This is a genomic window from Halobacillus mangrovi (assembly GCF_002097535.1).
Classification (GTDB): Bacteria; Bacillota; Bacilli; order Bacillales; family Halobacillaceae; genus Halobacillus; species Halobacillus mangrovi_A.
In genome coordinates this window covers 1,624,437-1,637,025 of record NZ_CP020772.1, presented here as the reverse complement: position 1 = coordinate 1,637,025, position 12,589 = coordinate 1,624,437, and the positions used below count along the sequence as shown (strand labels likewise).

Below are 12,589 nucleotides of genomic sequence, written 5' to 3'. Positions count from 1 at the left end.
GTGTTACTTTAGATGATAATTAGGGCAATTATAGCTAAAATTTAGAATCTTGTCACCCTTTGTAAGGGTTTTCATAAATAAAAATAAAGAAAATAATTCCTTCCCTGCTATACTCAACTTCATAAGTTCTTAAGACCGCTAAGATTTTTCCCAAAAAAGATACGTCAGCGTTCCATCTTGCTGCAATCTGAATTCAAAGAAAAAAAGCCGTGCAATTATATGCGCGGCTTTACTCAACTAATGTTTTCAATCGACTTTGAGTTATAGAGCCATGGCTGTCATTCCACACCACATGGCCATTCTTGAATAATAAAACCTGAGGAGACTCATGACGCACTTGAAACTCTTTTGCAATATTATTTGAAAGCTGTCTTGCCTCCTGGACATGAAGAATGTAACAAGGGACTGAAGTAGATGATTGAAACTTCTCATACTCATTTTTTGCACCTGCACTGATTGGACAAGTTAAACTGTGTTTTAAGACAAAAAATTCTTCATGGGTTTTTAAAAGATTGTTAAATTCATCTTCTGTGTGTAGTACCTGTTGATTCATGGTAGGCCTCCTTACTGTATAAAAATAGTGGAGGCTTGTAGGCCTCCACTATTTGCCATTTAATTTAAAGATTAGATGATGTCGTAGAGTCTTGTTGTCTTTCAAGTTCTTGTGCAGCTTCTTCAATAGCCTCTGCCACTTCCTGAGCTGCTTTTTCTGCTTCATCATCTTCGTTGTTGCGGAAACGGTCTTGCAGGGACTTCGTTGAATCCTTCACTTTCGCTCCAAGTTGCTGTGATTTTTCTGAAACGTTCTTGGAGAGTTGAGAAGAAGATTCCACTGCTCGGTTCTTCCATTCCCCGCTTTTTTCATAAGCTACATCTTTCCATTCCCCAGCTCGTTCTTTCCATTCACTGGAACTATGGTTAATGTTCTCTCTAAGTTCGCGACCGGATTTTGGAGCGAATAACAATGCGACTACAGCTCCTACAAGACCTCCGATTAGTGAACCTAGAACAAAATCTCTGCCATTACCATTATTGTTGTTTTTTACACTCATCAAAATTCCTCCTCATTATTTTACTTCTTCTTTTTTAGCTTTCTTCCATAAATTAATGGCCACTTGCCCCCATTTCAAGGCTTGGGCCGCTGTATCCGTGTTACTGTCCGCTGACTTTGTCAGTCCCCTGGACACGGATCTAATGGATTCATTAAACTCTTGAACAGTATCTCCAATGCCTTTGACGCCATCGACCAGAGTGTTCAGCTTCTGAGATTTTTCTCCGACATCTTCGGCTAATTTATTTGTTTTGTTCAAGAGCGCTGTTGTCTCGAGGGTGATCCCCTCCATTTGCTTCTCAACACCTTCAAGTGTGTCAGCAACGTTGTTCATGGTGCGACGCACAGCTGTTAATGTCCTTGCCAAGAAAATGACGAGAACAGCAAAAGCCACTGCAGCAATTAATGCAGCAATGTAAAGAATTAAAATCATTCCCCCTGCACACTCCTTCAGTATGTAATTTTTACATTTTAGTAAATACCCATCTTTATCTATTTTTAAACAGATATCTCTATAAATGCTTTTATTCGATACATGGATGCAAATATCCTTTAATTATTCTCATGTTCTGTAAATTTGATTAAGAAGATGTAAATAGAAAAGTGCGGATCCTTATAGAACCCGCACTTTTTTCCTAATTTAGAGCTTCATAAGCTTTTTGGAATTTCTGAATATCTCCTGCTCCCATGAATAATAAAATTCCATTATCATAGGTCTTCAAGCGGTCAATATCATCAATTTCCAGTACTTCAGACTGTGGAATCAATTCCTGAAGATTTTCAATGGTCAGCTTTCCTTGATTTTCTCTTGCTGACCCAAAAATATCACATAGGTACACATGATCTGCCTGTTCCAAACTATTCGCAAATTCGTTTAGGAATGTTTTTGTTCTTGTGAACGTGTGCGGTTGAAAGATAGCAACTACTGGCCGATCTTTATATTTTTTACGAGCTGAATCGATTGTAGCCGTAATTTCAATCGGGTGGTGGGCATAATCGTCAACCAACACCTGATTATTCCACTCCTTTTCAGTAAAACGGCGTTTCACACCTCTGAAGGTAGAAAGTTTCTTAATCTGATCAGGCGACATATTTTCATAATGACATATTGCAATGACGCTTAGGGCGTTCAAAACGTTGTGGTTACCAAACTGAGGAATGATGAATGTGTCGTAAAAGTTGCTTCTAACAAACACATCAAATGCCGTTCCTTCATTTGTCTCACGAATGTTTTGAGCCTGGAAATCATTCGTATCCTGCAGTCCATAATATACTACAGGCACATTGGCTTGAATATGCTGAAGATGCTCGTCATCCCCACAAGCAATGATTCCTTTTCTCACCTGTTTTGCCATCTGCTGAAAGGCCTCAAAAACGTCTTCGACACTTGAGAAATAATCAGGATGGTCAAAATCGATATTTGTCATAATCGCATAATCAGGATGATATTCAAGGAAGTGGCGCCGATACTCACATGCTTCAAAAGCAAAGTATTGACTCTCTTCATGTCCTCTTCCAGTTCCATCCCCTATTAAGTAAGAAGTCGGGTAATTTTCAGACAGCACGTGGGCAAGCAGACCTGTCGTGGACGTCTTCCCGTGTGCACCTGTTACGGCAATACTAGTGTACTGCTGTAACCATTCCCCTAAGAACTCATGATATCGATAAAAAGGTAAGCCTTGATTCTTAGCTTCCTCAATTTCTTCATGGTCATCTCCAAATGCATTTCCTGCAATAATAGTTAGTTCACCATGAATGTTGTCTTTAGAGAAAGGCATAATTTCAATATTTTTAGCTTCTAAAACTTCTTGAGTAAAAAATTGTTTTTCAACGTCAGATCCCTGAACTTTCTTACCTGAATCATGAAGAATCTGGGCAAGAGCACTCATTCCTGTTCCTTTGATACCAATGAAATGGTAAGTTGTCATAAACAAGAACCTCCAAAATAAAGTGGGTCACTTTAAGTATAGTATATGTAACTTTCGATAAGTTGCCATTTTGTCTTTAGCCTTATTAGGCTTGGTTTTCCATAACGCTATATCATCTTATCATGGAACGCCTGAGAGAGAAAGAGCTGCATCCTTTATGTAACTACATTGTCATTAAAATGATAGGTCTCTACCAAAGATTATTATATCTTATAAGCAGTAGATGTAAAATCATTGCTTACTTATGGTTAATAATATATGTGTTTTCTAGAAAAATAAGCCTATTATCCTTAAAGACTCATTTACTATCGGGGGTCAGGTTGTTTCCCTTATCTAGTACCAGAAATGGTGGGCGGGGGAAATCGCTCGCTTTCCGAGGGATGACGGCAAGCTTCCCCGGTTTACCAACCTGCGGGATCTTGCCAGCCATTCCATTCCCGCAGGAAAAGGAGCTAGGTGAGACCCCACAGAGAGCGCAGCGAACAAGGAGGATTGCCAGTTAGTTGTTTTCCAGTCTTTCCTAATATTTTTATGGATATGAACCCCGTTATCTCGAAATCAAGTCTTCAAGATAACTGTATGATACATACGAGCTAGTGTTTAGCAGATTATTAGAACCTCTTCTATCAAAAAAAAAGCACGAGCGATAATTTTCGCCGGTGCCTAGTTTTTTATTCTTCATGATATTCGACGTATTCTAAGCGAGGATTGGGCTTATAACGGCGTCCTTCTTTCGCTTCCGGTTCACCATCAATGAACACATTATCTCCTGTGAAACCGATGCCTATCTTTAACAAGCTACCGCCTACCCCATACATGTCCACGGGAACTTTTTTCTGTTCAAATGAACGGATACGGTCTTCAGTAAAGCCTCCACTTACTACAATTTTCACGTGCTGATACCCTTCTTTATCAAGCGCACGTCTTAAAGCGAATATAAGTTCAGGATTTACTCCTCTAGGATCGAACGTCCCCATTAAATGCTGATTCCGTAAAAAATACTTATCGACTAGATTACGGGATGTATCCACCCGTACGCCTTTTAGTTCGTCTCCAAATTCACGAGCCACTTTCAATGAATCTGTGATGACATCATTATTGTAATCGACCAAAGCCATTAACTGATCATTAGGAAACTGGGTTTGATAAGCTCTCGTCGCTTCGACCACATCCCCTTTGAACATTTGGATGAGCGCGTGAGGCATCGTACCCATTCCTTCTTTCCCCCACCATTCGTTCATGGCATGAGTAGCCTGAGCCGTCGATCCGCCTATGAAAGCTGCATACCCATCTCCAGATTGTTGAGTAAAATGATCATCCCTGTCTCCCATGAAAATGATAGGTTTCTGACGACCGGAGTACCGAGCAGCTTTGACGACATTATAAACATTGGTAGCAACGGAAGTCCGTCTTGCTAATATCCCGTCAATAATGCCTTCTAAAAAGCCAAAATACTGATAAGGCCCCGTTATTGTCAAAACCGTTTCATATGGGCTGATCTTATCTCCATCTTTTAAAGAGTGAACCTCTAATTCTTCCGGGTGTTCAGCGAACGTATGGATAAGCGCGATTGCTTCATCTGTTCCACACAATACCGCTTCATCTTTCTGAAAGAATTGCATGGTCACATGGTTATCTGGAAGGTGTTTCTCAACTATGTCTCTCGTCTTTAAAAAATAGACAGCGGAGAACCATCCCTCAGCTACACGTTCGTCAAATTTGAATGTTTTATTTGTTAAGCGGCTGATTTCACCGTTCAGCTTACGTTCTATTTCCTTCATGACTTTACTCCTTAAACATTGAGGTCAAAAATTCATTCTTTGTCAATCATATAAAATTGGCACCTAATTCACAAGCATTTAGAAAAAATCCCTTACAAACACAGTTATTTATTCAATCATTTCCTGTATTTGCTGCTCTGTAAGCAAGATATCTCTTGGCTTACTTCCTTTTTGTTCTGAAATAATACCGTAGTCTTCCATTTGATCAATTAAACGCGCTGCTCGATTATACCCTACTTTGAATCGGCGCTGCAGAAGAGAGGCACTTGCTCCATTTTGCTGAACGACAAATTGAACGGCTTCATCAAACAATGCATCTGTCTCTTCCTCAGAAGAGATTTGCTTCATCAATTCTTCCTGATGGAACAAATAGTTAGGCGGAGCAATTTTCTTCACATGGCGTGTAACCCGTTCAATTTCATCATCTGATACAAATGCTCCTTGAATTCGACGAGGCTGACCTGAGCCGTTCTCTACAAACAGCATATCTCCTTTGCCGAGAAGCTTTTCCGCACCTCCAGAATCAATAATGGTACGAGAATCGACCTGTGAAGATACGCTAAACGCAATTCTAGTTGGAATATTAGCTTTTATCAGGCCTGTAATAACGTCAACTGAAGGTCTTTGTGTAGCAAGTAGCAGGTGCATGCCGCATGCTCTTGCTTTTTGAGCAATTCGACAGATGGAATCCTCAACATCTTGAGGGGAAACCATCATTAAATCTGCCAGCTCATCAATGACGATAACCATATATGGCATTTTTTCTTCACGTCGTCCACTCTTAATCATCTTGTCATTGTAACGCTCTACATCCCTTACGCCTTCCTTGACGAATTTTTCATAGCGCTCTTCCATTTCCTTGACCGCCCATTTCAACGCAGTCGTTGCTGCCTTAACATCCGTAATTACTGGAGACACGAGATGAGGTAGATCATTATAAGGTGCTAATTCTACCATTTTTGGATCAATCAACAGGAATTTCACGTCTTCATGGTGAGCTTTATATAAAAGACTGATCAAAATTGTATTGATACAAACACTTTTACCAGATCCCGTCGCACCCGCAATTAATCCGTGAGGCATCTTTTTCAAATTCGTTACGACAGAATCTCCTCCAATATCCAAGCCTAGCCCTACAGATAACGGAGAGTTGTCTCCTTGGAAAGGTTCTGATTCGAAAATTTCCTGGAGACCAACCATTTGCGGCTGTTGGTTCGGAACTTCAATTCCTACAGCTTGTTTACCTGGAATTGGAGCTTCAATACGGATATCTCTTGCTGCCATGCTAAGCTTAATATCATCTGCAAGATTCGTTATTTTACTGACCTTCACTCCAGGCTCAGGCTGAACTTCAAACCTTGTTACTGTCGGCCCTTTCATTGCATTGACAACTTTAGCACGAACGTGAAAATGTCTTAAGGTCGTTTCTAGTAATTCCATCTGATCTTTAATCCATTGGTCGTCGCCATCTGAAGCCCTAAAAGGGTCCTCTAGTAAATGAAGAGGAGTTTGGTAACTTTCTTTCACCGCCTGACTTTCTGATGCCACCTCTTCTTGGGTCTTTTGTGCTTCTACATTCTCTTTTTTCGGTTCTTGTTGCTTAGGGATAGGCTTTTTATCTCGAGAACGCTTGTCCCTTGGGGTCATGATTACATTAAAGGGTACGGTTCTTTTTTGTGATCTCTTCTTCTTCCTGAGTGGAGTTTGCCCTTTTTCACCTTCTTTTTCTTCTGCAGGCTTTTCACTTTGGTTCGGTGAACTTTCGTTTACACTCTTTTGCTCGTCTGTCTGTATGAGAGATTGTGAATGGTTAGAAGCCACATCATTAGAACTTCGAGCAGATGTCTCCTCTTTTATTTCCTTGTCTTGGACCGTTTCCATAGTGCTTTGATCTTCACTATCCTTTTCCAACGCCTTTTCTTCTACAATTGGCACTTCGTCATTCACTTCTATTTCTCTTTCAATAGATGACTCCGAATCAATGAAACCAAGGCTATGGTCCACATGCTCGTTCTGGTTTTCATCGTTTGATTTAATTGTATCTTCAATCTCTTCGTTATCACTTTCTTCTGGCTGTTCTGTCTCTTCAGAGAACGTTTTGCTTTCTCTTTCCTCGACTGGGTTCTGAATAGAGAATTCTGTTTCATTAGCATTTGAGCCATTTTTGTAAGCCAGTGACTCATTTTCAGTCAGAGATTCTTCCATTTGTTCTTGTTTTTCAATATTATTTTCTTCAGCTTCTGCTGACTGTTGGGTTTCCCCTTCATTTGCATATTCTTCAGTCAGCTGATCTTTTTCATCATCGTTTAAATTATTATCTGCAACTGGCTGCTCATTCTTGCTCAGGCTTTCATTGATGTCAGTATCCTCATCATCATCTTCTTCCATGGTTAATAAATTCTTTTTGTTATCTTCTCTAACAATCGACGATGACTCTTCTTTTAGAACGTCCGGAAAATCAGCGTCGTCCTTTCCTGTACCGGTATCGTCATTCCAATCTGTTATCGGTTGTTCGTTTTCTGTACGAAACTCCGTCTCATCTTTTCCGTAAGGGCTTTCTCTTTCTTTCACCTTAGATAAGTGATCCTCTTTCAGAGAACGCTGCGTTTCTAGCGTAGCAGCTTCTTCTCTTGCCCATTCAGCAGAGCGAGTATGTGGATCGTCTTCTCTTGATTGTTCTTTCTTCCCGTTTCTCTCAAACTGTCTCTGAAGGGCATTTCGACTGGTACGTTCTTTATCTTCCGTAACCCTGCTCCGCAGGCGTTTCCTAAGTTCTTGCCATTCAGCATCATCCAGGGCTCTTGTTTCTTGTTCTTTATTGGGTACAACCGTATTTTCTAATTTTTCCAGACCAACAGTCAATTGTCGGCTGTGATATCCATAGATTGGCGAAGGAACATCTGTTGGAGTAAAAGGAATGGATGATGTTTCAGGAAGTTCAGACTTCTGCTCCTTCCTATTCTTGGTACTCCTTCTATCATCTTTTGTCCTTTCTTTCTTCTCCTCATACTTTTCATGATGAGGTTTTTCTTGTCCATTTCTTCTTCTTTCTCTCTTCTCAGGCTTTGATTCCTGAGAGCTGCGATGGTCATTCGACGATTGGTCCGGAATTACCGGAAAACGAAATTCTCCTTGTTTGGGATATCGATATGTCATTCTAGTTTTAGCATTCATTTCACTACGTTCATACTCACGTTGTTTTTCAGGTTGAGGGGTATCATTCTTATCAGTTTCATCAAACCATTTTTTCAGTTTATTTTTAAAATCATTCCACATTTTTCTCACTCTCTTTTCTTATGTAAATCATTCCTTGTGGTACCTTTTATTTTAACAGTTTTCTTACGATTATTGGTTTACAATCGCTTTAAAAATGACTAATTTATCAAAAAAAAAGCAAAGTAGCTAAGCTACTCTGCTTTTTTAAAATTAAAATTCAAACTGCTCGCCGGCTTGATAACCGTCTTCTAGGACTAAAATTCCTTTTTCCTTCGGAGCATCCGGTAAACCAAGCTCCTTGGCTGAGCATATCATTCCGCTGGATGGGACCCCACGAAGCTTTGCATCTTTAATCTTCATTCCACTTGGCATTGTAGCGCCCACTTTCGCAACCACCACGTGTTGGCCTTCATCGACATTCGGTGCTCCACAAACAATTTGAAGTGTTTCTTCTCCAACGTCCACTTTACAAACATTTAACTTATCTGCGTTCTCATGTGGATTCTTCTCTTTTACATATCCCACTACAAATTTTGGACTTAAATCAAAATCGAGCACGTCGTTAAGCTGATTTTTAGAAAATAGATCTTTGATCGGTGCCAGCATTTCTTCGGTCAGTCTCATTTTCCCTTGACTAGGAATATTGAAATAGGTCGAAGCATTGAAAATATTGTAACCTAACAGAGTGCCATCTGTTCGATCAGTAATCTTTACAACGTCTCCATACTGTTCATGTTTGATCGTATTGCGGTCGCCTTCCTTAACAGGGATGATCAATACATCACCGATACCTTTTAAATTATAAAACACATCCATAAAGCTAATCTTCCTTTCGATTCTGTTTGGGTTTTTTCTGAGCAAGGATGAAAATAGGTTCAAGCTCTTTGTTTTCGTATAAGAAAGAAAGAGAGGTGATTGGAACCGTCCCCTCAGCAAAGAACTTCATAGCCATTTGAGCAATGATGTCGTACCCTTCGGGATTTTGGACATCAGCAAATATGATGACATCCTGGTGAGGGATACTGATAGCCAATTCACCTTTGCATTCTGCCTTTAATTCTTCAAGCAGTACTTCGTTCAAGATTCGGCTCGCATCATATCCATCTTGAGTAGAATGGAAATAAAAATCGTTGCCGTATACCGTATCTTTTTTCATTTTCACTGGCAGGGAACGAACGTTGAAACTTGCTACTTCCTTCATTCGTTCTTTCGTCCAGTTTTCCTTTTCGAGCATGGATTCATCAATCAGTTGATAGGATTTTCCAAGATCGAGGGCATAATAGATCCTTGTCTCCGCTGTATGATCCGCATACACTAATTTCTTCCCTTGCTCTGTTTCTGTAGGGAAAGAGGCTGCACGGATTACTGGGAAAATCTTTTCTTCTTTTCCGGAGAGGTGATGGGTTTCATTCATGACCCTCAAAGCTTCCTGAACATGATCTTCCAATTCGTCTAGCGCTTCTTCTCCTCGTGCTTCATATTTAGAAATCACGTTTGGCAGAGTTATGGTGATACCATCCCCTGACTCACGCCACTCAATACGAAATGTATCTTTGTCTCGATTAAAGGTGGTTTTCCATTCATTGCTTTGCAATCGTTCTTCTAATTTCTTCTTCATCTTTATACTCGTCATCTTCATACTATTTTTCCTCCTTCGATGATGGAAGAAATGGATCTCCGGTCTAGTTATCGTAAATTTGGTACCTCATCCTATTATACACATCATTAGCTCCTGAAAAAAGTAAACAAGCTGTGCTTTAGCACAGCTTGTTATTTACTTACTTTACGTAAGAATTCTTCAATCTCTTCTTTAGTTTTTCTGTTTTTGCTTACAAATCTTCCTACTTCTTCTCCATCTCTAAAAGCAACGAAACTTGGTATGCCGAAGACGTCATTCTCTGCACAGACATGTATGAATTGATCTCTATCTACATAAACGAAAGACCAATCGTTGAACTGATCCTCTAGTTCAGGAATGAATGGTTCAATGACTTTGCAATCTGGACACCAATCAGCGGAGAAGAGCAGAATAACAGGTTGAGATTCAATTAATTCTTTCAGATGTTGATCGGATTCAAGTGTAATCACGTTATCCACCTCCACAATTATTCTAGCATAGGTTTACTCATAATCAATTCTCATGTCTCCTGGCTGTATCCAGCCCTTTCTTCTAAACCACATAGCGATCACACCGCTTATAAAAGCAGGCGCCAAGAAATGAAGAATAAAGATGATTCCAACGATTTCCCAGGAGAATCCCATAGCTTCAAAAGTCATGATCTGTCCAACTAGACCGCTCGTTCCCATTCCTGCACCAGCCGCGTTATTTTCTAAAGTAAACCAAACCGTAGCGATAGGTGCCAGGACTGCTCCCGCTATAGTAGGAGGCGCAATAATTAGAGGCTTCTTGACAACATTTCCGATTTGAAGCATAGATGTCCCTATTCCTTGAGCGATGAATCCGCCAAAACCGTTATCTTTGTAACTGATTGTTGCAAAACCTATCATTTGAGCTGCACAGCCAACAGTAGCTGCTCCAGCTGCCACTCCCTCGAGAGAAAGCATAAGTGCAATGGCTAGACTTGAAATGGGAGCAGTCAACGCGAGTCCCATTAATACAGCAACAAGAATCCCCATAATAAAGGGCTGTTGGAGAGTAGCCCAATTAATCACTTCTCCGAACGCAGTCATGAAGCTTCCAATTGGCGGTCCAATTAAAGAACCCACGAGAAATCCAATTGTAATTGTCGCAAATGGGGTAAGAATGATATCTATTTTCGTCTGTTTACTTACAATTTTCCCGAATTCTGTAGCTGCTAAAGCTGCTATATAGCTTCCAGCAGGCCCACCCATTTCAGCTCCTAAAGCACCACTGAACAGGGATGCGAATATAACAAGGGGCGGCGCTTTCAAACCAAAAGCGATAGCAGCTCCAATGGCCCCTCCCCAAATTTTCGTATCCATCGCAAACGTGCCCATTTCAATTAATGATTGAGAAACAACACCTAAACTTGTTTGCTCTCCGATCGTCTTCATAATCAAACCAATAATTAAAGATGAAAACAAGCCTAGAGCCATGTAGCTTAGGGCCGTAATCAAATAAGTATGAACAGAGATGCGAACTCCTTTTCGCTCTAAAAATTGCTTCATCATTGTCCCCCTTTATCCGAAATTAATATTATACTTTAATTTAACATGTGTAAATACACCAAAGGTGAAATTTGCTCATTGGTTCATTAAGAAATCATATCCATCAGACACAACGTTCTCTATTGTGTATTTCAATTATCATTCACTCACCATTCCTCAGAGGGTGTTAATGGAACCTGTCAGAAGTCCGGTGAGTATCGCCTTAAAATTTATTGTAAGTAGTTTTACTTGTTCTACTCAGTTTTGAATCAACTCAGTTATCCATAGGGGGAAGTGATAAAGCAGAATGAAAAGATACAGGTCAGAATGGTTTTCCAACCATAAATCATTTAAAACCTCCTCTACATCCTTAAAAATGAAAGGTTTTCTGTAAGAAGTTTCCTTACTGGACACTAAAGCTCTACTGTTTCATACTTACTATAGAGTCTATCTTGAGGAGGTAGTTGAATGGAATTAACTGTCTATCTGGCTGGTCAAATCCACGATGATTGGCGTGAACAGCTGAAAAACAATGCCAAACAACGAGATTTACCTATTCATTTTGTAGGACCACAAGAAAATCACGAAAGATCCGACAATATCGGAGAGGACATTATGGGCAAACAGCCGGACAATGTGTACCGCGATGATGCAGCGTCTAGTGTAAATAACTTTAGAACTCAAGTTCTTTTGCAAAAATCAGATGCAGTCATTGCTCTATTCGGGGAGCAATACAAACAATGGAATACCGCAATGGATGCAAGTTCAGCTATCCAGCTTCGTAAGCCCCTGATTCTGGTCAGACCTGAATCTTTAGTTCATCCATTAAAAGAATTATCCAATCAGGCAAATGTCACTGTAGAAACAATTGATCAAGCTTTGGATGTTCTAAGCTACATCTATGAATAAAAAGAAGAGGTGTACCCATAAACTGGATACACCTCTTTTTTATTGATAAAACTCCCATTGTCCTTTCAATAGCTTTACGACGTGCATAAACATTTCTTCACGCTCGACAGCCCCATTTGTGAAAATGCCAATAGCACCTTCATTCTTTCGCACCTCATTCTTATTCGCATAATTATCCATAACATCTCCAAGTTCTTTTCCCTTTTCTAATTCTTCTTTAATCTCATCAGGTAATGGAATTCTTGCGCCGCTAGCTGTAAAAACATTCTCTTTTTGATCAACAAGGGCGCCCCAATTACATAAATAGAGGTCTCCCTCGATTTCCATAACGCCACCCTCTAGACCGATCCCAAAATTCCCTTTATTCATAGCCGCACATTCCCTGGCACGATTTATCGCCCCTTCGAGCGTTTCTTCATCTGAAAATGGCTGAGCGGCAACTTTGGATTCAACATCCATACCTACCACTTCATCTTCAGAAAAAACCTGTTTAACTGAATCAATTTTTGCAGGGTTATTCGAACCGACGTAAATTTTCACAATAGGATACACCTTTCTCTTTTACCATACTATTT

General features: G+C 40.1%; 12 protein-coding genes. 1 reads left to right on the top strand and 11 read right to left on the bottom strand.

Annotated elements, in window-relative coordinates; genetic code table 11:
* Positions 1-229: 229 nt before the first annotated feature.
* From ytxJ to HM131_RS07885, 10 genes are all read right to left on the bottom strand, one after another.
* On the bottom strand, positions 230-553 hold the full coding sequence (gene ytxJ, locus HM131_RS07930; protein ID WP_085029251.1) for a bacillithiol system redox-active protein YtxJ: 324 nt from the start codon (positions 551-553) through the stop codon (positions 230-232).
* 64 nt (positions 554-617) lie between these two features.
* Positions 618-1,052 carry a YtxH domain-containing protein gene (locus tag HM131_RS07925; RefSeq protein ID WP_085029250.1) on the bottom strand — a complete coding sequence of 145 codons (435 nt, stop codon included), beginning with the start codon at positions 1,050-1,052 and terminating at the stop codon, positions 618-620.
* Between the two features lie 15 nt (positions 1,053-1,067).
* On the bottom strand, positions 1,068-1,484 hold the full coding sequence (locus HM131_RS07920) for a DUF948 domain-containing protein (RefSeq protein WP_085029249.1): 417 nt from the start codon (positions 1,482-1,484) through the stop codon (positions 1,068-1,070).
* A 202-nt stretch (positions 1,485-1,686) separates the two neighbouring features.
* Positions 1,687-2,979 carry a UDP-N-acetylmuramate--L-alanine ligase gene (gene murC, locus HM131_RS07915; RefSeq protein ID WP_085029248.1) on the bottom strand — a complete coding sequence of 431 codons (1,293 nt, stop codon included), beginning with the start codon at positions 2,977-2,979 and terminating at the stop codon, positions 1,687-1,689.
* A gap of 671 nt (positions 2,980-3,650) precedes the next feature.
* Positions 3,651-4,760: a nicotinate phosphoribosyltransferase gene (locus HM131_RS07910; protein WP_085029247.1), complete on the bottom strand. Its 1,110-nt coding sequence runs from the start codon at positions 4,758-4,760 to the stop codon at positions 3,651-3,653.
* A 108-nt stretch (positions 4,761-4,868) separates the two neighbouring features.
* Positions 4,869-8,036 carry a DNA translocase FtsK gene (locus HM131_RS20615; protein ID WP_408607124.1) on the bottom strand — a complete coding sequence of 1,056 codons (3,168 nt, stop codon included), beginning with the start codon at positions 8,034-8,036 and terminating at the stop codon, positions 4,869-4,871.
* Positions 8,037-8,186: 150 nt separating this feature from the next.
* Positions 8,187-8,792, bottom strand: a complete 606-nt coding sequence (gene ytpR, locus HM131_RS07900; protein WP_085029246.1) for a YtpR family tRNA-binding protein — start codon at positions 8,790-8,792, stop codon at positions 8,187-8,189.
* A 4-nt stretch (positions 8,793-8,796) separates the two neighbouring features.
* Complete coding sequence (locus HM131_RS07895) at positions 8,797-9,615, bottom strand: DUF1444 domain-containing protein (RefSeq protein ID WP_085029245.1); 819 nt, start codon at positions 9,613-9,615, stop codon at positions 8,797-8,799.
* Between the two features lie 131 nt (positions 9,616-9,746).
* On the bottom strand, positions 9,747-10,064 hold the full coding sequence (locus HM131_RS07890; protein WP_085029244.1) for a thioredoxin family protein: 318 nt from the start codon (positions 10,062-10,064) through the stop codon (positions 9,747-9,749).
* A gap of 33 nt (positions 10,065-10,097) precedes the next feature.
* The gene (locus HM131_RS07885) at positions 10,098-11,126 is read right to left on the bottom strand and encodes a PTS sugar transporter subunit IIC (protein WP_085029243.1); all 1,029 of its coding nucleotides are present in this window, start codon (positions 11,124-11,126) and stop codon (positions 10,098-10,100) included.
* 447 nt (positions 11,127-11,573) lie between these two features.
* Here HM131_RS07885 and HM131_RS07880 point away from each other — a divergent pair, with 447 nt between their 5' ends.
* Positions 11,574-12,014: a YtoQ family protein gene (locus tag HM131_RS07880; RefSeq protein WP_085029242.1), complete on the top strand. Its 441-nt coding sequence runs from the start codon at positions 11,574-11,576 to the stop codon at positions 12,012-12,014.
* Between the two features lie 39 nt (positions 12,015-12,053).
* On the opposite strand, the gene HM131_RS07875 is transcribed toward HM131_RS07880, so the two are convergent.
* Positions 12,054-12,554: a DUF84 family protein gene (locus HM131_RS07875; protein WP_198162741.1), complete on the bottom strand. Its 501-nt coding sequence runs from the start codon at positions 12,552-12,554 to the stop codon at positions 12,054-12,056.
* Between the last annotated feature and the right edge of the window lie 35 nt (positions 12,555-12,589).